Here is a 20,579-nt window from a genome sequence, read left to right as displayed (position 1 = left end):
GGTTGTGCAGATCGGTGCGGCTCGACGGCCGCTTGAGATCGCCCTTAGGAAATGCGACAGAGAGCGGTGGTCACGCGGCAGAAATCAACCGCGCGCCGCTTCGTGAGCAGCTCTGTCGTGGAGTTCATGTCCACGACATTACCCCGGCGTCCCGCCATCTGTCACATCCCTGTCCAATTTCTGAGACATGATCGTTCAATGAGCGATAGGGTGCGCCGCTCATTCGCCGACCGCCAGGCCAAGGGCACCGATGACGTCGGCTTTCCGGGGCTGGCCGGAGGCACGCCTCACGATCCGCCCGGACGCGTCGAGGACGAGGACGGTGGGGGTGCGCAGGATGTTCAGTGATCGGACCAGGTCGAGGCGGGACTCCGCGTCGACCTCCACGTGTGCGACGCCGGGCACCATTTCGGCCACCTCGCCGAGGATCCGCCGGGTCGCCCGGCACGGCTGGCAGAAGGAGGTGGAGAACTGCACGAGCGTGGCCCGCTCCCCCAGCTCCGCGTGGATGTCGCCGGACGTGAGCCGCTCCACGTCGCCCCTCACCTCTCGCGCCGCACCGTTCCGCCGCCGCATCACCACGCCCGCGAGCGTGGCGAGGGCGAGGGTGACGATCACCACCGTCAAACCGGTCACGGAACACGACAACAGACGTGCGCCCCGGCCCATTCCCTCGCCGTCCCACCTGCCCGGCCCATTCCCCCCGCCGCCCACGCCCTTCCCGAGCGCCCCCCGGTGACACCTGCGGATCCTGCGAACCGGCTGGACCGATGAACCGGCGGACGGATCGAGCGGACGACCCGGCGGGACGGATCCGGCGGCCGGAACCACCGGACGGCCTCAGCGGGTGGGAATCGTGAGCAGCACCCGCCCACCGGCGGTGGTGATCTTGAATGCCGTGATCCGCTCCGGCGGGATCGTCGTGGTGGCCGTGAAGGAGCCCGACCTGTCGTAGGCGGCCCGGTTGACGACCCAGTTGCCCGCCGTCTCCCTGAGCCCGCCCTCCCCGATCACCTCCAGCCGGCAGCGCGTGCCCTTGGCCACCCCGGTGAGCACGACCTTGACCGTGGTCGTCCCCTCCCCGGCGGAGGCGGTCACCACCGCCCGGACCGTGCCCGTGCTGTCCGACTTCTCGAACCGCAGTTCGCTCGGGGCGAGCAGGACCTCCGGGGCCGGGCTCGCCACCGGGGATCGAGAGGACTTGGCCTTGGCGCTGGCGTCGGGCGCGGTCGAGTCCGTGAAGGACTGAGCGCTCTCCTGACGGCCCCCGGCGTCGGCCGGCGCCCTGTCCGCCTGGGCCGACTGAGCCGCCTGGGCCGGTTGGGGCGCCGACGCCGTGGTGGCCTCCGGAGGGGACTGGGTGACGACCCACAGGGTTCCGCCGCCGAGCCCGACCACCAGGACCGAGGCGGCCAGCGAGAGCATCAGGCGGTTCGTACGGCGCCGCCTGACCTTGGCGCTGAGCAGCCGGTCGAGCACCGCCCTGGGCGGGCTCGCCACCTGCGCCACGTCGCCCTCGGACACCCTGCCGAGGAACGTCGCCACCCCGGCCAGCTCCTCCAGTTCGGCCCGGCACTCGGCGCACTCGGCGAGATGGGCCTCGACGAGCACGCGCTCGTCCGGCTCCAAGGCACCGAGCGCGTAGACCCCGAGCGACATCCGTACTTCGTCACAGGTCATCATCATGGCGCGAGCCCCCGCTCCTCCAGCGCCAGCTTGAGCGCCCGAAGCGCGTAATACGTGCGCGATTTAACCGTTCCAGCGGGGATGCCGAGCGACTCGGCGGCCTCCTTGACGGATTTCCCCTGGTAGTAGACCTCGGCCAGCACCTCCCGGTGCTCGGGCCGCAGCGCGGCCAGCGCCTCGGCGACCGCCCACGACTCGACGGCCCGTTCCAGCTCGTCGACGGCGGGCACCACGGCGAGCGCCTCGTCACCCGTCTCCGGGGGGCGCGCCTTGCGTGCGCGGTGCTGGTCGACGACGAGGTTGCGGGCCACCGTGAACAGCCACGCGCGGATGGAGCGGCCGGCGAACGCGTCGGGATGGCGCCAGGCCCGCAACAGCGTTTCCTGCACGACGTCCTCCGCTCTCCCCGAGTCGCCCGTCAGCCGCAGCACGTAGCCGTACAGTGGCCCGCCGTGCTCGTCGAAGAGCGCCCTGACGAGTTGCTCGTCGGCGGTTCCGGCTTGGCTCACATCCTCACGACGTACGGCGGGGCGATCCGGTTCAGGCACGAGGCACGTTCAGCCTCGGAGGGGCACGTCGGAGGCCTCGCCCGAGATGCGCAACCCCTCGGGAACGGCCTTGACCTCGGTCAGCTTGAGGTTGAACGGCAGCTTCCCGATCGGGATGCGGTAGTTGATGAACCGCTCGGGATCGGGCACGGGGATGCCTCCGCCCAGGGTCACCTTCCCGGGGACGAGCCGCAGGCCGCCCTCGACGATCTCGACCTTGAGATCCGCCTTCACCGGCACCTGCTGCCCCAGCACGGTGATCTCCCCGCTGACGTTGAGCGCGTCACCCACGACATCGACCTTGATCCCGCGAGGTGCCCTCTGGTTGAGCGTCTCCACCGAGACGACCACCGTCCCCTCCACGCGCTCGGCGCGCATGTCCACCTGCTGGGGACGGAGCACCAGGTCCTCCAGCGGGGCCGTGACGCCGTGCAGGGTGAAGTCGACGCTCGACAGCCGGACACCCGAGACGGTCATCCTGCCCGCGGCGACCCTGACCTCCTCGTAGCGGCCGGCGATCGCCTGGGTCAGGAAGGGGACGCCCTCGATCGTGACCTCCGGCGGGGTCGTGAGGTCGTACTTGGCCGTCGCCTGCGTGGCGATCTCGCGCTGGACTCCCTCGACGGCGACCCGGTCGAGGATCACGGCGAGAACAAGAAGTAGGAGAAGAAAACCGATCAGCTTGCGCATCCGACTCCCTGTTCGTTCTCCGGCCCGAGGGGGGCATTGGCGTGATCTCCCCCCGCAATCCTGTCCGAAACGCCGCGCCGGTGGTAGCGTCCGCCCCGCTCAGCCGCCCGCGAAGGGCGGGAGCACCTCGACCGTCGCCCCGTCCGTCAGGACGATCGTCTCGTGGGCCCTCCTGCCCACCGGATCCCCGTTCACCAGGAACGATGACAGGCTCACCACGCGACCCAGCCTTTCACGGTTCGATGTGATTTTCGTCATCAACTCGGCAAGGGTCGCGGCCTCGGAACGCTCCTCCGCGACCCCCGCCGCTTCCTTCGCCGCGGCCCAATATCTGACAATGACCGTCGCCATCAGTGAATCAACTCCCCAAATACACGTAGAGTTACCGCGCCATTACGGCGAATTCACATGGAGAACGGGTGTTCACCAGGTGGACGTTCGCTGGACGCCGGACCCTTGTGGGTTATCCTCACCTACTACGGGACCTGGGCAACGTAGCCCCCGGGTCCTTACGTGTTTGTACGGCTATCGCCGGCATGACGCGGGAAGGAGGCATCGTGAGCAATCTCCTGCTGCTCACCAACGCCCTCGAGCCCTCAACTGAGGTGCTCCCGGCGCTGGGGCTACTACTGCACTCGGTACGGGTCGCGCCCGCGGAGGCATCCGCCCTGCTCGACGCCCCACCCGCCGATGCGATTCTGGTGGACGCGCGCCGCGAGCTCGTCCAGGCCAAAAGCCTGTGCCGGCTGCTGCGCACCACGGGCGTCGCCTGCCCTCTGGTGGTGATCGTCACAGAGGGCGGTCTCGCCGGGCTGACCGCGGAGTGGGGTGCCGACGACGTCATCCTCGACACCGCCGGGCCCGCCGAGGTCGAGGCGCGGCTCAGGATGGCCGTGGGCAAGCTCAACCTGTCCGCCGCCGAGGAGGTGCCGGACGAGATCCGCAACGGTGACCTGTCGATCGACGAGGCCACCTACACCGCCAGGCTTCGCGGCCGCGCGCTGGATCTGACCTTCAAGGAGTTCGAGCTTCTGAAGTACCTGGCGCAGCACCCCGGCAGGGTCTTCACGCGCGCCCAGCTCCTCCAGGAGGTCTGGGGGTACGACTACTTCGGCGGCACCCGCACCGTGGACGTCCACGTCCGGCGGCTCCGCGCCAAGCTCGGCGCCGAGTACGAGGCGCTGATCGGCACGGTCCGCAACGTCGGTTACCGGTTCGTCCCCGAGCGCGGCAACGAGCCCATCGAGGAGCGCGAGCCCGCCCGCCACTAGGCCACCCTCTGTCCCCTGGGAGCTCTCAGGCTCCCGGGAGTCACCGGGAACGGCCGTGGCACGTTCCCGTCCCCGCGGCGGTTCTCGCGCGAGGGCGGGAGCAGGGCACGCCCGCGTCCGGGCACGCCGGCCACACGTCCGGACATGTGCGGACATGCTTGGTACGCGTGGCGCCGGACGCGCTCACCGGACGACAGGCCGGGCGAGCCTGGCGTGCCTGGCCCCGAACGTCCGGGCTCTCCGAACGCCCAAGACGCCCCGGAGACCCAGGACACCCCGAGTGCTCAGGACGCCCCGGCCGCTCAGGACGACCCGGATGTTCAGAACGACCTGGGTGTTCAGGACGTCTCGGCCGCTCAGGACGCCCCGGATGTTCAAGACGCCCCGGATACCCCGGGCGCTCCGGCTGTCCCAGGTGTGACCAGCCCCGACTCGTAGGCGAAGACGACGAGCTGCGCCCGGTCACGCGCCCCGAGCTTGGTCATCGACCGGCTGACGTGGGTCTTGACGGTGGCGTGGCTGATGGCCAGATGCCCGGCCATCTCCGCGTTGGACATGCCGGTGGCGACCAGGGCCAGGATCTCCAGCTCGCGGCCGGTGAGACGTTCCAGGCCGGGTCCCGCGACGGGCCTGGGCGGGGTGGACACGTACTCCTCGATCAGCCGCCGGGTCACGGAGGGCGAGAGCAGCGCGTCACCGGCGGCGGCCACCCGGACCGACCTCAGCAGCTCGGCCGGTTCGATGTCCTTGAGCAGGAAGCCCCCGGCCCCCGCGCGCAGCGCGGCGAAGACGTACTCGTCGAGGGCGTAGTTGGTCAGGATCACCACGCGCACCGCGTCGAGCTCGGGGTCGGCGCCGATCCTCCTGGTGGCCTGGATCCCGTCGAGCAGCGGCATCCTGACGTCCAGCAGCGCCACATCCGGCCGCAGCGCGCGGGACATCTCGACGGCCTCGACGCCGTTGCCCGCCTCCCCGACGACGGTGATGTCTCCGGCCATGTCGAGCAGCGCCCGGAAGCCCGCGCGGATCAGCGCCTGGTCGTCGGCGAGCAGCACCCTGATCACGGCCGCCCCGCCCGCGCCCGGTCGTCGGCCGACAGCGCCCCGATCACGGCCGCCCCGCCAGGGGCAGCTCGGCCCGGACGGCGAACCCGCCCTGCGGACGCGGTCCCGCGGTGAGCGATCCTCCGGCGGCGACGGCGCGCTCGCGCATCCCGATCAGTCCCATTCCGTACCTCGTGACCTCAGCGGACGACTCCCCGTCGTCCTCGACGCGCAACACGATCATTTCAGGCCGGTACTCGGTCGTCAGCGTGATCGACGCGGGCCCGGCGTGACGGAGCACGTTGGTGAACGCCTCCTGCGCGATGCGGTAGGCCGCCCGGTCGACGTCCGGGGGAAGATCCCGGCGCTCCCCGACGACGAGGACCCTGACCGGCAGCCCCACCGCCTCCGCCCTGGCGACCAGCCGGGGCAGCCGGGCGAGGCCCGCCCCAAGATCGTCGGGATCGGCCTGTCTCAGCACGCCCAGCGTGGCGCGGAGCTCCCGCATCGCCTCCCGCCCCGACTCCTTGATCGCGGCCAGTGCCTCGCGGGACAGCGCGGGGTCGCGGTCGAGCAGGTGCATGGCGACGGAGGCCTGGACGTTGATGACCGAGATGTTGTGGGTGAGGGTGTCGTGCAGTTCCTGGGCGATCCACAGCCGCTCCTCGTCGGCCCTGCGCAGCGCCGCCTCCTCGCGGGTGCGCTCGGCCTGGACCGCCCGCCTCTCGACCTCGTGCAGGTACGCGCGACGGCTCCTGGTCGTCTCCCCGAGGACGACCATCGCCACCAGCCAGCCGCTGAGCAGCGTGAACCCCCCGTCGGGGGCGGGGTCGACGTCGGACAGCGCGATGAGGCCGTAGACCCCCACGCTCATCGCGACGGCCAGCCAGACCGCCAGGCGACGCCGTCCGAGGGCCGCCGCCGTGTAGATCGACATCAGGGCGGGCGCGGCGGCGAAGATCCCCGGATACCGCCAGGCGTAGTAGGCCACGGCGCAGGCCACCGTGATCGCTCCCGCCTGCGGCGGCGCGCTCCGCCGGAACGCCAGCGCCAGCGACGCCACCGTGATCAGCGCCAAGCCGAGCGTGTCCAGCGGGCGCTCGGGGGAACCCGAACTGGACAGCCCGCCGTAGGTGCCCCCGACGATCCCCGTCAGCACCCCGGCCGCCACCAGCGCATCGGTTGTCCGGGTCCTCACCCCTGACACGGTAGGTCACCGTATCCACCGCGCCGACCCCCTTGAGGGGGATGTCACCCGTACATCCCCGGCCGTACACCGGCCTCCACCGGGCCGCGGATACCACCCCCGGCGTACGGGCACCTCTCCGACGTACGGCTCAGGCGTACGGCTCAGGCGTACGGCGCGGCGGGAGGCCCGCGACGTGTGGCGCGTACCGGACCGGAGCACCCGGCGACACAGGGCGATACCCCGCCGGGCACCTCGCGACGTCCGGCAAGACCGTACGGCGAGACGTCCGGCGAGACGTCGCCGGCCCCACAGTTGCCGGCACCCTAGTCGCCGGCCCCACAGGAGAGGCCCACCGGACGCGTCCGATGGGCCTCTCACGCGTGTCACACCTTCACGGTGTGACACGCCTCACGACGTACCGCGATCTCCTCGGCGCGGCGCGCCTTTCGCCCGCGTTACGGAACGACCGTGATGCGGTTGGGCACCGGGGGCGTGATCGACGGGTTCGCCGCGAAGTGGGCGGCGAAGGCGTCGATGTCCAGCGGGCCGCTCCACAGGTCGGTGCCGTCCTTGAAGGCGAGGAACGCGTCACCGCCGCCGACCAGGAAGTTGTTGGCCGCGACCCTGATCGTCTGGGTGTCCGTCACGGCGACACCGTCGATCTTCATGTCGGAGACCTTCGAACCCCACGGCGCGCTCGCGCTGTAGGTGTAGGTGAAGTTCGACGACGGCTGCAGGATCTTGGTGAACGCCTGGGCGTTGGGGCCGCCGACGAACTGCTGCTCCAGAACGGTCTTGAGCTGCGCGCCGGTGAGCGTGACCACCTGCATGAGGTTGTTGAACGGCTGGACCGTGAACGCCTCGCCGTACGTCACCACGCCGTCGCCCTCAAGGGCGGAGCTCGCGTAGGTGAGGGGGGCCCGCACGCCACCCGGGTTCATCAGGGCGATCTGGGCGTTGCCGCCGGTCTTCGTCGCCGCGAGCTGGCCGTCGGCGATGAGGTCGCCCAGGGGCGACTCCTTGTCGGAGAGGCCCGAGTTGATGTCCGCGGTGATCTTACCGATCGGCCTGTCGGCCACCGACGCGACGTCGTCCTTCCAGTCCTTGACGAACTGGGCGATATCCGGGTCGGGGGTGACGGTCCTGGTCACGACCTGGTTGTCGGCCACGACCGAGGAGCGCACGACGTCACGGGTCTTGACGTCCACCTGGAAGTCGACCTTGGTGATGACCCGGCCGAAGGAGCCGCCCTGGCTGTAGAGGCGGGTGGCGCCCTTGGGGTCGGCCACCTTGCACAGGTACGCCTGGTGGGAGTGACCGCTGAGGATCATGTCGATCTCGGCGTCGACCTGCGTGGCGATCCGGTTGCCCGCGCCCGGCTGGGCACTGCACGCGTCGGGCGACTGGCCCGCGGTGACCTGGTCGCCCTCGTGCACGAGCACGACCTGGGCCTTGACGCCGACGATCTGGAGGAGCTTGGACGCGACGTTCGCGGCCTTCACCTCGTCGATGAACTCAAGGTTCTTGATGCCCTCGGAGGTGACGATGTTCGGGGTGGTCTGGGTGACCAGGCCGATGAAACCGATCGGCACGCCGTTCATCCAGCGGATCGCGACCGGGGGCAGCGCGGGGATGCCGTAGCCCTTGAGGAGGTTGCGCAGCGAGCTGCTGTTCGACCCGCCCAGGGCCTCCAGCGCCTGCTTCTCCGCGTCCCGCTCCGGGCGCTTGAAGATGACGTTCGCGCCGATGTAGCTGAACTTCGCGCCCTTCCACTCACCGGCGGGCGAGCAGCCGTCCACCGGGTGGCAGCCGCCGTTCATGATCCGCTTGAGCTCCGCGTACCCCTCGTCGAACTCGTGGTTGCCCACGGCGGAGGCGGTGACGCCGACCTTGCCGAGGAACTCGACCGCGGGCTCGTCGTGGTAGGCCGCGGAGATCAGGGGGCTGGCGCCGATCAGGTCGCCCTGGGCGACCTTCAGCGTGTTCTTGTCGGAGAGCTGCTTGAGATGGGTGGCGGCGAACGCGGCACCGCCGGCTTCGACCGTGGCGCCGGTCTCGTCGACCATACGGCCGGACGAACCGGTCGGCGGCTCAAGGTTGCCGTGGAAGTCGTTGAGGGAGAGCAGGCGGACCGGCACCGTCTTGGCGGGCTTGGCGGGCTTGTTGCCCGCCTGGGCCGGTCCAATCGCGAGCACGAGACCGGCCCCGGCGAGCACGCCCGCCATGGCCAACCGCAGGAAGGAACGAGACATCATGGACCACGACACTAAAGGGACTACCTGTGCAAAGAATGACCGAGAGGTAACGATTCGCCTGGTGGGGACATGGCGCCTTTTGCCAGTCCCCAGTGAGCTCAGGAAAGATGTACCCGCTTAGAGTCCACACCATGAACGTGCGTGTGGAGTACCGGGGGCTACTCGGCGAACAAGAGGTGTCCGACGTCCTCGCGGTGGTGGAGGCTGCCACGGAGGCCGACAGGGTCAGACCGCTCAACGAGCATGTCATGCTGCACCTGCGCTACGGCGGCGACGAGCGGGCCGGAGCCGTGCTGCTGTACGCCGGGGACGACCTCGCGGGCTACGCCCACGTCGACCCGACCGACCCCGTCGAAGGCCCCAGCGGGGAGTTGGTCGTCCATCCCGCGTTCCGCCGGAGGGGATACGGGCGGCGACTGCTGGAGGCCGTGCTCGACCACACCGGCGGGCATCTGCGCCTGTGGGCGCACGGCGGACATCCGGCCGCCGAGGCCCTCGCCCGGTCGGCGGGCTTCGACAAGATCAGGTCCCTGTGGCGGATGCGCCGCTCCCTGTCCTCCGACATCCCCGGCTTCGACCTTCCCGAGGGGGTACGGCTGCGCACGTTCGAGCCCGGCACCTCCGACCGGGAGGCGTGGGTGGCGCTCAACGCCAGGTCCTTCGCCCAGCACCCCGAGCAGGGGGCGTGGACGATCGAGGACCTGGAGCGGCGCGAGCGGGAGCCCTGGTTCGACCCGGCCGGATTCTTCCTCGCCGTACGGCCGGACGGATCCTGGGAGGGCGACCGGCTGGTGGGCTTCCACTGGACCAAGGTCCACGGCGACGGCGACCACGCGCACGAACCCCTCGGCGAGGTCTACGTCGTCGGCGTCGACCCCGCGGAGCGGGGAGGCGGCCTGGGCAGGTCGCTGACCCTCGCGGGCCTGACCTACCTGCGGTCACGGGGCCTGAGCCAGGTGATGCTGTACGTGGACGAGAGCAACCCCGCGGCGATCCGCCTGTACGAGGGGCTGGGCTTCACCCGCTGGGACGTCGACGTGATGTACCGGAAGTGACGCACCGGAAACAGGACGCGCCGGACCGGGTTCGTCCCCGGTCCGGCGCGGTCGCCGGGGAACTACTCGACCATCCAGTGGAGCGCGAAGTAGGACAGCGCGGCGACGAGCGCGGCGGCCGGGATCGTGAGGATCCAGGCGGTCACGATGTTGCCCGCGACGCCCCAGCGCACGGCCGACAGGCGCTTGGTGGCGCCGACGCCCATGATCGCGCTGGTGATCGTGTGAGTGGTCGAGATGGGGGCGCCGAAGCCGATGGCCGCCGTGTAGAGCACGGTCGCCGCGGCCGTCTCCGCGGCGAATCCCTGCGGCGGGTCGAGCGCGATGATCCGGCGTCCCAGCGTTCGCATGATCCGCCAGCCGCCCGCGTACGTGCCGAGCGAGATGGCCGTGGCCGCGGAGAGGATGACCCACTGGGGGATCGGGTCACCGTCGTTCTGGTAACCGCCGACCACGAGGGCCAGGAAGATGACCCCCATGGTCTTCTGCGCGTCCTGGAGGCCGTGGCCCAGTGCCATCGCCGCCGCGGACACGGTCTGCGCGTGGCGGAAGCCCCGGTTGGTCTTCGTGGGCTGGGAGCGCCGGAACCCCCATAGAATTCCGATCATGATGAGCCCGGCGAGGGTGAAGCCGATCAGCGGAGACAGGATCATCGGGATGACGACCTTCTCCAGCACCCCGTTCCAGTGGACGGTGCTCGCCGAGGCGAGCGCGGAGCCGACCAGGCCGCCGATCAGCGCGTGACTGCTTGAGGAGGGCAGGCCGAAGTACCACGTGACGAGGTTCCAGGTGATCGCGCCGATCAGACCTGAGCCGACGATGACGAGGCCGTGGCTTCCCTGCGGGGCGTCGATGATGCCCTTGCCGACGGTCGCCGCCACCTGCGTACCGAGATGCGCACCCAGGAAGTTCATGGCCGCGGCCATGAACAGCGCGGCCCTCGGCGTCAGCGCGCGCGTCGAGACGGAGGTCGCGATCGCGTTCGCGGCGTCGTGGAAACCGTTGGTGTAGTCGAACACCAACGCCACGACCACCACGCCGATGACGAGTGCGAGCGTGAGATCCACTTAGCTTTCCTTGACCGCGATCGACTCGATCGTGTTGGCCACGTGCTCGAAGGCGTCGGCGGCCATCTCGAGCTGATCGATGACCTCCTTCATCTTGAGGACGGTCAACGCGTCGTACTCCCCGCCGAAGAGCTTGGCGAGAAGGCGGCGGTAGACCTGGTCGGCCTGGTTCTCCAGCCGGTTGATCTCGATCCAGTACTCGTTGAGGTTCTTCATCGAACGCAGCCGTGGCATGGCCTCGGCGGTGAGCTCCGCGGCGCGCTCCAGAACCTCGACCTGCCGGACGACCTCCTTGGGGAGGTGGTCGATCTGGTACAGGACGATCAGGTCCGCGGCCGCCTCCATGTAGTCCATCACGTCGTCGAGGTTCGAGGCGAGACGGTAGATGTCCTCGCGGTCGAAGGGCGTGATGAAGCTCTCGTTGAGCCGGTTCATGATCGCGTGAGTGCGCTCGTCACCGGCGTGCTCACATGCGCGCATCTTCTCGGCCAGGGCTTCTCTGTCCGATCCGTCACTGATGATCTCTACCAGCAGACGGGACGCTGTGACGAGATTGTTCGCCGAGTCGGCGAACAAGTCGTAGTAGCTGTCCTCACTAGGTGTGAGACGCAGGCGCACGTCGTTCTCCAGATGTGCGGGGATGGTCCGCAGAGAAGGGTACGGGTTACCAGCGGAAATGCGAACTTCACCCGCTAGACGTGCACTCTTCGTGATGTCGTTACCCGGCGGGTACCCGGCGACACACAGCTTGAGGCAGTCTTGCGGGCATCTTTCCGGTGACCGTTTTTGCTAGTTTTCGGCCACATTATGCCGAAGACAGGTCACGTATGGGACTCTCTCCCCCGGATCACCGTCCGGCACGTTGTCCGCACTCCCCTTCGAAACCCCGGCTTCCACGACGTTTCTCCGAGATCCACCAAGATCGAAGAGACCGGTGGCCCTCGCGAACGAACAGGGTGATTTCCATCACGACCCCTCACTGAACCGCGTTCAGGCCCCCGACGCCCCGAACCCCTGGCGCCGGGGTTCGCGAAGATCAGATGGGGGTCCGGTGGAAGTTGAGGTACGAACGGCTCGGCGTCGGCCCTCGCTGCCCCTGGTAGCGCGATCCGTACTTCTCCGAACCGTAGGGATACTCCGCCGGAGAGCTGAGCCGGAACATGCAGAGCTGGCCGATCTTCATACCGGGCCAGAGCTTGATCGGCAGCGTCGCGACGTTGGAGAGCTCCAGCGTGACGTGCCCGCTGAACCCCGGGTCGATGAACCCCGCCGTCGAGTGCGTCAGCAGCCCGAGCCTGCCCAGCGAGCTCTTGCCCTCCAGCCGCGAGGCGATGTCGTCCGGCAGGGTGACGACCTCGTACGTGCTCGCCAGCACGAACTCCCCCGGATGCAGGATGAACGGCTCACCCTTGTCCGGCTCGACCATCCGCGTCAGATCGGGCTGCTCGACCGCCGGATCGATGTGGGGGTACCGGTGGTTCTCGAAGACTCGGAAGTAGCGGTCCAGGCGTATGTCAACGCTGGACGGCTGGATCATCTCCGGCTGGAAGGGATCGATCATGACCCTTCCGGCCTCGATCTCAGCGGCGATGTCACGATCGGAAAGCAGCACGTGTGGAACCTACCAACGCCGGAGTCGTGAAACCCGCTCCCCGGAGGGACGCACGAGCCCTGCTCCCGGTGGGGCGCACGAATCTTGCTCCCTGGAGGGACGAGAGTCGCCCAACTTTCCGCTAGAGTGGTGACGCGCGGCACGCCGCACGCGGGTGTAGTTCAATGGCAGAACATCAGCTTCCCAAGCTGACAGCGCGGGTTCGATTCCCGTCACCCGCTCCAAGAGCGAAGGCCCAGGTCAGGGATGGATTCCCGACCAGGGCCTTGTTTGTTTCCAAAGCTATTTGATCTTCGCGTGCCATTAGCGTGCCATTAGCTCTCGATCAGTGCACCGGGATCAGCATCCCCGCCGAGCCGTCTTCCTCGTCGCGCCCAATGATCTGCCGGTCGATCGCGTCCGTGATCGTTCTGTCGGCACCCCGCACGGCGTGCTGATAGATCATCGCGGCGCGCACGTTGTCGTGACCCATACGGGCCATCAGATCCTTGAGCCCCGCGCCGGACTCTGCGGCGAGCATGTTGCCCGTGTGACGGAGATCATGGAAGTGGAGACCGGGAAGACCCATCTCCCTGACCACATCCACCCAGCGCGTGCGGGTGTTGAAATGACACACCAGCAGGGATCAACCTCGTCGTCGCGCCTGCTTCGGTGGAACGCCGACGGCAGGACCGAAACTCTCGTCCTGCAGATTGACGACCCACCACTGATCTTCAATTCGCTTCTCGGCGGCCAAGTGACCGGCCAACTCCTCCAAGGTCTGCCCACAGCGCACATAGGACAGGCCACGTTGAAGGCTCTCCCTGGAGAGGTCATGCCGACGCACCGCGTACCACCCGCCCCCGAGGGACGCCGAGATCCTCCACCGCCTGCCGTAGACAGCGTTCAACTCGCTGACCATCACAGCGATCACTCCGGCCATACGGGCGAGGTAAGACGCCGTCCGCGCAGGTCGACCGGTCGGCGATCATCCGGGAGTACGCATTGGGTCTCTTCGACCACCTCCGACAACGGATGACCGTCGCGAAGGTCCGCGTACCGGACGGCGACCCGGCGAGCAGTCGTCAGCGGATCATTCACCGGGCTGTACGCGTAGAGCCGGCGCCTGCGCGCCGACGTGTTCCCCGACCACCAGTGATACGAGGCCCCGTTGGTCCAGACGACCAGATCGATCCAGACCGAAACAAGCGCGATTCCGACGCCGTGGTGAATGTCGGCGGGCATTTCCAGATTGCGCAGCTCCTCGGCGAGGCGCACAGCCGCATATAAAGGGTCATTGGTCACCGGCTCAGCCGGTCGCCGCCACACAAGCGTGTCTGTCATGTCTCCCGCCGTCCGCTTCCAGCGCAGTCGAAGCAATCGCTCCGCGTTCTTGGAGCACGCCGACCATCGATGACCTGAGCGCCGTAAGCCGCGCTCACCCGCGCATATCGCCACCCCTTGCCCCGGCAGGTCGAGCAGCAGCCCTCCCTGCTGGTCTCTCGCGAGCCCGTCGTGTCCACTCCCTTTCCTCCGTCGCAATGGACGTTTTCTCGGTCAGTCGAGACACTAGGAAAAGGTGGCCGCTCCGCCCCGGAAAAGAATTCCGGGGTCTCCGAGGTATTCGTGCGAGGCTGATCGGTATGCGAGGCATGACGGATCATCTGACTATCGGGGAACGCGTAGCGTGGTACCGCCGACGGCGTGGAATGTCACAAGAAGTCCTGGCCGGACTCGTCGGCCGCACGGTCGATTGGCTCAGCAAGATAGAAAACGACCGGATTGAGCTTGACCGTCTGTCGGTGATCAAGTCCCTCGCGGTCGCTCTGGACGTCGCACTCGGCGACCTTCTCGCCGAGCCTTCCCTACTCGACTGGAGTCCCGACAGCGGAGACCGCACCGTCCCGGCATTGCGTGCGGCGATCACCGACTACCGCCAGCTCACCCCGCTCGCCGCCCTCGCCCAGGCCCACGAACCGCCCAGCCTCTGCGAACTGCGCAGCGAGATCGCCGATGTCTGGCATGCCTACCAGGCATCTCGGTACGGCCTCGTGGTCCGCCGCCTGCCGGCACTTCTCACCGAGGCCCACCACGCCGCTGGCGCCTACCAGGGTGATCAGCACATCCAGGCCCTCAGCCTGCTCGGTCAGGCTTACCATGCCGCCACCAGCATCCTCGTCAAGATCGGGGAGAATGACCTCGCCTGGATCGCCGCGGAACGGGGCCTGACCTACGCTCAGAACTCCGGTAATCAGATTGTGGTCGCCTCACTGCTGCGATCCGTCACCCACGCCCTGCTCTCCAACGGTCGCTATGACGCCGCATCACAACTGACGAGCGACGCCGCCGGACTTCTCCAAGCAGACCTGCCCCAGGGGAGCCCCGAACTCCTATCGGTACACGGCACGCTCTTCCTCGCAGGATCGATGGCCGCAGCTCGAGCCGATGACCGCGCCACCACCCGCGCCTTCCTCGCCGAAGCCGCGGAATCGGCCCGCCGACTGGGAGGCGACGCCAACCACGTCTGGACCGCGTTCGGCCCCACCAACGTGGCCATCCACCAGGTGGCCACGGCCATCGAGCTGGGAGACATCCAAGTCGCCATCGACATCGGCCCCGGCCTGGACACCAGCGCCCTGCCGATCGAGCGTCGCGCCCGTCATGGAATCGCCGTTGCCCAGGCGTTCAGCCTGTGGAACCACACCGACGAGGCATTGGGCGCCCTCCTTCAGGCTGAACATCTCGCTCCCGAGCAGATCCGTCATCACTACCTCAGCCGCCAGCTCGTCCCGAACTGGATTCGTCGCCAGAAGGGCAAGCCCAGCCACCGGCTCACCGATCTCGCTCGTCGCCTGCGCGTCACCTGAGCGACCTTCACACCGGGCGGACTTCCCGTACCGTGGGGATCATGACCGGCCAAGAGACCCCGCCCATGGCCACCCCCCGCGCCGCAGCCGGGGCACTCTTCTTCGACGACCACGGCCGCCTGTTGCTGGTTCGCCCTCACTACAAGGACTACCGCGACATTCCCGGCGGCTACATCGAGCCTGGCGAGACCCCGTTCCAGGCGTGCGTACGCGAAGTTCAGGAAGAACTCGGCATTCAACCGCCGATCGGGGACCTCCTCGTGGTCGACTGGGCTCCTCACCCCGAAGAAGGCGACAAGGTCCTGTTCCTCTTCGACGGCGGAACCCTCAGCCCGAGCATGCGCGACAGCATCCGACTCGGCGTCGACGAGCTGTCCGGCTACGACTTCCACCCTGTCGAGGAACTGCCCGGCCTCCTGATCGAACGACTCGCCAACCGCGTCCTGGCCGCCGTCACCGCTCGCACCATCGGCCGTCCGCTGTATCTGGAGCACGGCCAGCAGTTGCCGAAGTAATCCGTACCGCCGCGTAAACACCGGTAAGCATGGAGCATCGTCAGTGCGGTACGGGAGAAAGGCGACCGGCGAACCTGCTGCCGTCATCGGTCGGTCCGATCATCAGGGGTATGGCACCTGGCTGATGATCACGCTTGCCAGACCGCGTTGCGGCGGTGCCGCATTGGCGGAACGTCGAAGTCTTCAGCCAACTCAGCGAGGCGATAACCGTTGGATGTGGCGTTGACCGCCTGGCGGATCAACTCGGTGGAACGGCGAAGGCGCTGCCGCCCCTGACGCTCCTCGATGTTTGCCCACCACGCTACGGATCGATCCCGCGGATCGGCCCGTGCCCAGGAGTAGACGACAGTCCTACGCCGGACAAGTTTCGGGTGCGGCCTACGCCCGCTTCGAGCTGCTTCCTTCAGGCACGCGTCGCTGTAACGCAGATCAACGACAGTCACCAACCGCCAAGGACCAGGACGATCGAGGACATAACCGATGTCGGAACGCGATAGAGGAACATGGTGAGCAGTGCGGGACATGAGACTCCCTGGTCACACCGCCAGGTATTTCCTGGCGAGCTACCTGAAGCCCATTGGTCCCGTAGATCGCTCTTCGCTCATTGCTACAACCTAACAACCAGCAGCAGGAACGGTCACGCGGCTGTTACCCCTCCTGAGCGCTGGCTGCGTCGAACTTGCGCATGGCCCCAAACGGCAGGGTCCTGCCAGGGAAACTGCTCAAGCCGTCACTCAGGTTCATGAACTACTCGGGCCGACGAAGACGCAAGAGCCCCGCTGTCCACTGCCGAATTGTTCTCATAGGTGGAGTTGCCCCGGTTCAGTAGACACGTCAGGGCTTTCGGCTACGCGGCAGCATAGCCGTCTTCTTGAATGCTCTTAAGGGCGTGTCGGCGTTCGTACTCGGTGGGGCTGAGCTGGCCGTTCGCGGAGTGGCGGCGGCGTGGGTTGTAGAAGCCCTCGATGTAGGCGAACACGGCCCGTTCGGCTTCTGACCTGGTACGGAAGGTCCGCCGGTCGATCAGCTCACACTCCAGCGAGGCGAAGAAACTCTCCGTGATCGCATTGTCGAAGCACGTCCCGGTCCTACCCGTCGAGGGGCGAACTCCTGCCTGCTCGCATCGCTGGCCGAAGGCGATCGAGGTGTACTGGCTGCCCTTGTCGCTGTGATGGATCACCCCGGCGCTGGGGCGGCGCTGATGGATCGCCATCGCCAGCGCGTCGGTCACCAGCTCAGTCCGCATATGGTCGGCCATCGCCCAGCCGACGATCCGCCTGGAGAACACGTCCAAGACCACAGCGAGATAAACGAAACCCTGCCAGGTCGGCACATACGTGATGTCGGCCGTCCAGATCCGGTTCGGCTCGTCCGCTTCGAACTTCCGCTTCACCAGGTCCGACGCGGCTGCAGCCCGCCGATCCGCGATCGTCGTGCGGCAGCCCTTACGCCGGGAGACACCGGCCAGCCCGGCCGCACGCATCAGCCGGGCCACTCGCTTGCGGCCCACCTTCTCCCCGTCGATCTCACGCAGGTCGGCGTGGATGCGCGGCGCCCCATACACCTCATCAGAGGCCGTATGGTGCCGGTGGATCTTCTCAGTCAGCTCGGCATCACGACAGGCGCGAGTGGACGGGCCGCGCTTGGCCCAGGCGTAGTAGCCCTGGCGCGACACACCCAGCACCCGGGCCAGCAGGGAGACATCGTGGTGGTCTTTCTCCGCATCGATCAGCCGGTACTTCATCTCGGCCGATCCGTCTCCCGCGCGAAGAAAACCGCGGCCTTACGCAAGATCTCCTTCTCCTCGCGGAGGATCTTGTTCTCACGGCGCAGCCGGACCAGCTCGTCCTTCTCAGCGCTGGTCAGGCCGTCTTGGCGGCGGCCATCATCGAGGTCGACCTGGCGCACCCAGGTACGGATCGACTGCGCGGAGGGCTCGAACTCCTTGGCGAGTTCCTCCGGCGACCGTCCCGCGCGCACCAGCTCCACCATCTGCCGGCGAAACTCCGGCGGATAGTTGTTCGGCACAGTGAACTCCTTCTTTCGGGAACCAGGGTTCCCCAGAGGTCAGGTGTCCACCAAACCGGGCCAACTCCAGGATCGGTGGTGAGCGTTATTACGCCTCGAGGTCTTGGTGGCCCTTTGGAGTGAGTAGCTGACGGAGTCGTTTGATTTCGGCGATCAGCCGAGGGATATCTTGGCGGGCGTTCGCGATGAACTGGGCATTCTCATCCCAACGTCCGTCGGCGACGCCGACGTAGCGAGGGTGCTGGATGAGGGTTGCGGCCACGATCTCGTGATGATCGAAGTCCGGCCACCGTTCACCGTGGCCGGTGTCGGGAACGGTGCTGATGGCCACGAGGCTCATGGCCACCTCGTCGTCGAGGTGCCGGATGAACCACGGCCCTGGAGTTGCCGCCTCAGCGAGTTCTTCGATCGCGGCCAGTTCCTCATCGGTCAGCGGCTCGGGAGTTGTCATTAGGCTGCCCGCTCCTCACGTTCGACCAGGCGCCCCTTCTCAAAGCGGGCTCCGGCACGAACCAGGGCGACGAGGTGGGGCGCGTTGACCGCCCGCCAGCGGGCCTGGGCGGACTCGATCAGCTTGAAGGCCATGGCCAGCCCGGCAGCGCGTGAGCCCGGCCCCTTGGTGACCTTGGTCCGGTGCCTGACGGTGGCGAAGGTGCTCTCGATGGGGTTGGTCGTGCGCAGGTGCACCCAGTGCTCGGCCGGAAAGTCGTAGAAGGCGAGCAGTTCGTCCAAGTCGTCGGTTATCTTGGCCACGGCCTTGGGATACTTGGCGCCATAGGCGGCCTGGAACTCCTTAACCGCGGCCTGGGCGTGGTCTTTGTCCTCGGCGTTCCAGATCTCGGCCAGGGCCTTCTTCGCGCCCGGATGGGCTGACTTCGGGAGCGCCCCCAGCACATTTGCGATCTTGTGAAACCAGCACCTCTGTTCCTTGGCCTGTGGAAACACCTCCCGTAGCGCGGACCAGAACCCCAGCGCGCCGTCCCCGATGGTCAGCACCGGGGCGCGCATCCCGCGTCGCTTGGCATCGCGCAGCAGGTCGGCCCACGACTCGGTGGACTCTCGATAGCCGTCGGTGAGCGCGACGAGTTCCTTACGCCCGTCGGCGCGCACGCCGATCATCACCAGCAGGCACAGCTTGTGCTCCTCCAGGCGGATGTTGACGTGGATGCCGTCGACCCACAGGTAGACGTAGTCCACGCCGGACAGGTCGCGGGCGGCGAAGGTGCGCTGCTCGGCCTTCCACTGCTCGGTCAGCTTGGTGATGACCGAGGCCGACAGGCCCGCCGTGGAGCCGAGGAACTGCCCCAGCGCGGGCATGAAGTCCCCGCTGGACAGGCCGTGCAGGTACAACAGCGGTAGCACCTGGCTGATCGAGGGGGTCTTGCGGGCCCAGGCGGGCAAGATCGCCGAAGAGAACCGTCGCCGCTCGCCCGTCTGCTCGTCGATGCGCTTGTCATTCACGCGTGGGGCCTTGACCTCGATCGCGCCGGCCGCGGTGAGGATCGCGCGCGGGGCATGAGAGCCGTTGCGTACGACCAGCCGACGGCCGTGCTCGTCGCGTTCGTCGGCGAAGGCGGCGATGTAGGCGTCGACCTCGGCCTGCAGCGCGGCGGCAAGCATCTTGCGGGCGCCCTCGCGCACCAGTTGGTCGATCAGCGAGACCGACGAGGTGCCAGCCGAGCCGTCGCCATCGTCAGCGGGCAGCTCGGGAACTATGGTGAGCATTCTGGGGGTGCCTTCCCGACCGATGCGCCAACATCGGCCTACTTGAGAACCTCATCTCAGATCCGGGAAGGTACACCCCTTCCCGGCAGATCCACAGGTTTCAAGCATTGCTCCCCGGCCGTCTGCCAGGCCTGTACGGGGTTGAGGTCAGGGGGATTCGCCTGCGTAGTGGTTTGCCGTCCTGATAGGCCATCGCCATGGCACGTGGAGACTTCACCGATCACGCTGGCGCATGACCCCGTGCCCGTTGCGTGTCCGCCAGGAGGGGGATCAAGGGGGAATCACGGTCCCTCGACCCGCTCCCTCGCAGGTCAGCATCTTCCCAGCTCAGCGACCAGGTGCGTTAGAGACTTCCCAAGCTGACAGCGCGGGTTCGATTCCCGTCACCCGCTCCACATACAAAGGCCCAGGTCAGGATGCGAATCCGAACCGGGGCCTTAGTTGTTTTCTGAGCCTCTTCGATCTTCCGTGCCCGTTACGTGCCCGATCCCGATGGATCTTCTTTCTTGAGAGCGGCTTCGGCGAGCTTTCCCATGCCGTCGGCGATCATCTGGTCTCGCCCGTTCTCGGTGTGCAGATAGATCAGCGCGGCCCGCGTGGTCGAGTGCCCCATCCGGTTCATCAACTCCCACAGCGTCGCACCCGACTGCGAGGCGAACGTGTTGCCCGTATGGCGAAGATCGTGGAAGTGGACGCCCGAGAGGTTCGCTTCCTTCAGAGCCCTGGCCCAGATCCGGCTGAAGGCCGGCCGCCGCAGCATCGCGCCCTTCGCGCCGAGAAAGACGAACGCCTCGTCATGCTCTTCGGTGTACTTGTCGAGGTGCGCGCGAAGCTCCGAGACCACCACCTCGGGAAGAGCGATCGTGCGCGTACCGGCCACGGACTTGGGCAGGCCGACAGTTACCGAGCCGTCCTTGAGTTCGGTGGTGGAGGCCACGACCCGGACCGTCCGGGCATCAAGGCGGCGGCGCTGCGCCTGCGGCGCACGCCGGGCATGCGGCCTGGGGGCCGGTCCCGACGTGCGGCAGGACTCCGGGCCGTCGCCGTAC

General features: G+C 67.6%; 22 protein-coding genes and 1 tRNA gene. 5 read left to right on the top strand and 18 right to left on the bottom strand.

Features of this window, described 5'->3' with window-relative positions; all coding sequences use genetic code 11:
- Positions 1-44: 44 nt before the first annotated feature.
- The 6 genes from OG587_RS47140 to OG587_RS11720 all read right to left on the bottom strand — a co-directional run bounded on the left by OG587_RS47140 (position 45) and on the right by OG587_RS11720 (position 3,275).
- Entirely contained in the window at positions 45-128 is an 84-nt protein-coding gene (locus tag OG587_RS47140; protein ID WP_350943563.1) for a putative leader peptide, read from the bottom strand.
- Between the two features lie 91 nt (positions 129-219).
- Positions 220-576 (bottom strand): TlpA family protein disulfide reductase, encoded by a 357-nt coding sequence (locus tag OG587_RS11740; protein WP_329093821.1) that lies wholly within the window; start codon positions 574-576, stop codon positions 220-222.
- A gap of 264 nt (positions 577-840) precedes the next feature.
- A complete protein-coding gene (locus OG587_RS11735) occupies positions 841-1,686 on the bottom strand; it encodes an anti-sigma factor family protein (protein ID WP_329089607.1) in 846 nt (281 codons plus the stop codon).
- On the bottom strand, positions 1,683-2,195 hold the full coding sequence (locus tag OG587_RS11730; protein WP_329089605.1) for a sigma-70 family RNA polymerase sigma factor: 513 nt from the start codon (positions 2,193-2,195) through the stop codon (positions 1,683-1,685). Before OG587_RS11730 ends, OG587_RS11735 begins: the two co-directional genes overlap by 4 nt.
- Positions 2,196-2,243: 48 nt before the next feature.
- Entirely contained in the window at positions 2,244-2,924 is a 681-nt protein-coding gene (locus OG587_RS11725; protein ID WP_329089603.1) for an LmeA family phospholipid-binding protein, read from the bottom strand.
- Positions 2,925-3,023: 99 nt separating this feature from the next.
- Positions 3,024-3,275 (bottom strand): MoaD/ThiS family protein, encoded by a 252-nt coding sequence (locus OG587_RS11720; RefSeq protein WP_329089601.1) that lies wholly within the window; start codon positions 3,273-3,275, stop codon positions 3,024-3,026.
- A gap of 206 nt (positions 3,276-3,481) precedes the next feature.
- On the opposite strand from OG587_RS11720, the gene OG587_RS11715 reads away from it, so the two are divergent.
- The gene (locus OG587_RS11715) at positions 3,482-4,195 is read left to right on the top strand and encodes a winged helix-turn-helix transcriptional regulator (RefSeq protein WP_329089600.1); all 714 of its coding nucleotides are present in this window, start codon (positions 3,482-3,484) and stop codon (positions 4,193-4,195) included.
- Between the two features lie 374 nt (positions 4,196-4,569).
- Here OG587_RS11715 and OG587_RS11710 read toward each other — a convergent pair whose 3' ends face one another.
- The 3 genes from OG587_RS11710 to OG587_RS11700 form a co-directional block, all read right to left on the bottom strand.
- On the bottom strand, positions 4,570-5,259 hold the full coding sequence (locus tag OG587_RS11710; protein WP_329089599.1) for a response regulator transcription factor: 690 nt from the start codon (positions 5,257-5,259) through the stop codon (positions 4,570-4,572).
- A gap of 43 nt (positions 5,260-5,302) precedes the next feature.
- A complete protein-coding gene (locus OG587_RS11705) occupies positions 5,303-6,436 on the bottom strand; it encodes a sensor histidine kinase (protein WP_329089597.1) in 1,134 nt (377 codons plus the stop codon).
- Positions 6,437-6,882: 446 nt separating this feature from the next.
- A complete protein-coding gene (locus tag OG587_RS11700; RefSeq protein ID WP_329089595.1) occupies positions 6,883-8,682 on the bottom strand; it encodes a bifunctional metallophosphatase/5'-nucleotidase in 1,800 nt (599 codons plus the stop codon).
- A 131-nt stretch (positions 8,683-8,813) separates the two neighbouring features.
- Here OG587_RS11700 and mshD point away from each other — a divergent pair, with 131 nt between their 5' ends.
- Positions 8,814-9,737: a mycothiol synthase gene (gene mshD, locus OG587_RS11695; protein ID WP_329089593.1), complete on the top strand. Its 924-nt coding sequence runs from the start codon at positions 8,814-8,816 to the stop codon at positions 9,735-9,737.
- Positions 9,738-9,799: 62 nt separating this feature from the next.
- Here the strand turns inward: mshD and OG587_RS11690 are convergent, their stop codons facing one another.
- The 3 genes from OG587_RS11690 to dcd all read right to left on the bottom strand — a co-directional run bounded on the left by OG587_RS11690 (position 9,800) and on the right by dcd (position 12,416).
- Positions 9,800-10,804: an inorganic phosphate transporter gene (locus tag OG587_RS11690; protein WP_329089591.1), complete on the bottom strand. Its 1,005-nt coding sequence runs from the start codon at positions 10,802-10,804 to the stop codon at positions 9,800-9,802.
- Positions 10,805-11,422 (bottom strand): DUF47 domain-containing protein, encoded by a 618-nt coding sequence (locus OG587_RS11685; protein WP_030924556.1) that lies wholly within the window; start codon positions 11,420-11,422, stop codon positions 10,805-10,807.
- 418 nt (positions 11,423-11,840) lie between these two features.
- Positions 11,841-12,416: a dCTP deaminase gene (gene dcd / locus OG587_RS11680; RefSeq protein WP_329089587.1), complete on the bottom strand. Its 576-nt coding sequence runs from the start codon at positions 12,414-12,416 to the stop codon at positions 11,841-11,843.
- A 150-nt stretch (positions 12,417-12,566) separates the two neighbouring features.
- On the opposite strand from dcd, the gene OG587_RS11675 reads away from it, so the two are divergent.
- Positions 12,567-12,640, top strand: a tRNA-Gly gene (locus OG587_RS11675).
- Between the two features lie 101 nt (positions 12,641-12,741).
- On the opposite strand, the gene OG587_RS11670 is transcribed toward OG587_RS11675, so the two are convergent.
- Positions 12,742-13,002, bottom strand: a complete 261-nt coding sequence (locus OG587_RS11670; protein ID WP_443075613.1) for a tyrosine-type recombinase/integrase — start codon at positions 13,000-13,002, stop codon at positions 12,742-12,744.
- Between the two features lie 323 nt (positions 13,003-13,325).
- Positions 13,326-13,739 carry a hypothetical protein gene (locus tag OG587_RS11665; protein ID WP_329089583.1) on the bottom strand — a complete coding sequence of 138 codons (414 nt, stop codon included), beginning with the start codon at positions 13,737-13,739 and terminating at the stop codon, positions 13,326-13,328.
- Positions 13,740-14,047: 308 nt separating this feature from the next.
- On the opposite strand from OG587_RS11665, the gene OG587_RS11660 reads away from it, so the two are divergent.
- Both OG587_RS11660 and OG587_RS11655 read left to right on the top strand, forming a co-directional pair.
- A complete protein-coding gene (locus OG587_RS11660; RefSeq protein ID WP_329089581.1) occupies positions 14,048-15,262 on the top strand; it encodes a helix-turn-helix domain-containing protein in 1,215 nt (404 codons plus the stop codon).
- Between the two features lie 41 nt (positions 15,263-15,303).
- Positions 15,304-15,777 (top strand): NUDIX hydrolase, encoded by a 474-nt coding sequence (locus tag OG587_RS11655; protein ID WP_329089580.1) that lies wholly within the window; start codon positions 15,304-15,306, stop codon positions 15,775-15,777.
- 847 nt (positions 15,778-16,624) lie between these two features.
- Here the strand turns inward: OG587_RS11655 and OG587_RS11650 are convergent.
- The 4 genes from OG587_RS11650 to OG587_RS11635 form a co-directional block, all read right to left on the bottom strand.
- Positions 16,625-17,769, bottom strand: a protein-coding gene (locus OG587_RS11650) for an IS3 family transposase (RefSeq protein WP_329083762.1) whose coding sequence is annotated in 2 segments (ribosomal slippage) — positions 16,625-17,556 and positions 17,556-17,769 — 1,146 coding nt in all. Because the reading frame shifts where the segments join, the coding sequence is not laid out codon by codon here.
- 124 nt (positions 17,770-17,893) lie between these two features.
- Complete coding sequence (locus OG587_RS11645) at positions 17,894-18,256, bottom strand: hypothetical protein (RefSeq protein ID WP_329089577.1); 363 nt, start codon at positions 18,254-18,256, stop codon at positions 17,894-17,896.
- Entirely contained in the window at positions 18,256-19,530 is a 1,275-nt protein-coding gene (locus tag OG587_RS11640; protein WP_329089575.1) for an IS256 family transposase, read from the bottom strand. Before OG587_RS11640 ends, OG587_RS11645 begins: the two co-directional genes overlap by 1 nt.
- A gap of 475 nt (positions 19,531-20,005) precedes the next feature.
- Positions 20,006-20,467 (bottom strand): tyrosine-type recombinase/integrase, encoded by a 462-nt coding sequence (locus OG587_RS11635; protein WP_329089573.1) that lies wholly within the window; start codon positions 20,465-20,467, stop codon positions 20,006-20,008.
- Positions 20,468-20,579 lie beyond the last annotated feature (112 nt).

It is taken from the genome of Streptosporangium sp. NBC_01469 (assembly GCF_036227305.1).
GTDB lineage: Bacteria > Actinomycetota > Actinomycetes > Streptosporangiales > Streptosporangiaceae > Streptosporangium.
Note: the sequence above shows the minus strand (reverse complement) of the source record. Positions and strands in the feature narration are given on the sequence as shown.

Coding starts and splice junctions, on each gene's coding strand:
- mshD (WP_329089593.1), top strand. CDS start 8,814: ATGAACGTGCGTGTGGAGTACCGGGGGCTACTCGGCGAACAAGAGGTG.
- OG587_RS11735 (WP_329089607.1), bottom strand. CDS start 1,686: ATGATGATGACCTGTGACGAAGTACGGATGTCGCTCGGGGTCTACGCG.
- OG587_RS11645 (WP_329089577.1), bottom strand. CDS start 18,256: ATGACAACTCCCGAGCCGCTGACCGATGAGGAACTGGCCGCGATCGAA.
- OG587_RS47140 (WP_350943563.1), bottom strand. CDS start 128: ATGAACTCCACGACAGAGCTGCTCACGAAGCGGCGCGCGGTTGATTTC.
- OG587_RS11740 (WP_329093821.1), bottom strand. CDS start 576: ATGCGGCGGCGGAACGGTGCGGCGCGAGAGGTGAGGGGCGACGTGGAG.
- OG587_RS11665 (WP_329089583.1), bottom strand. CDS start 13,739: ATGACAGACACGCTTGTGTGGCGGCGACCGGCTGAGCCGGTGACCAAT.
- OG587_RS11720 (WP_329089601.1), bottom strand. CDS start 3,275: ATGGCGACGGTCATTGTCAGATATTGGGCCGCGGCGAAGGAAGCGGCG.
- OG587_RS11700 (WP_329089595.1), bottom strand. CDS start 8,682: ATGATGTCTCGTTCCTTCCTGCGGTTGGCCATGGCGGGCGTGCTCGCC.
- OG587_RS11660 (WP_329089581.1), top strand. CDS start 14,048: ATGACGGATCATCTGACTATCGGGGAACGCGTAGCGTGGTACCGCCGA.
- OG587_RS11725 (WP_329089603.1), bottom strand. CDS start 2,924: ATGCGCAAGCTGATCGGTTTTCTTCTCCTACTTCTTGTTCTCGCCGTG.
- OG587_RS11640 (WP_329089575.1), bottom strand. CDS start 19,530: ATGCTCACCATAGTTCCCGAGCTGCCCGCTGACGATGGCGACGGCTCG.
- OG587_RS11655 (WP_329089580.1), top strand. CDS start 15,304: ATGACCGGCCAAGAGACCCCGCCCATGGCCACCCCCCGCGCCGCAGCC.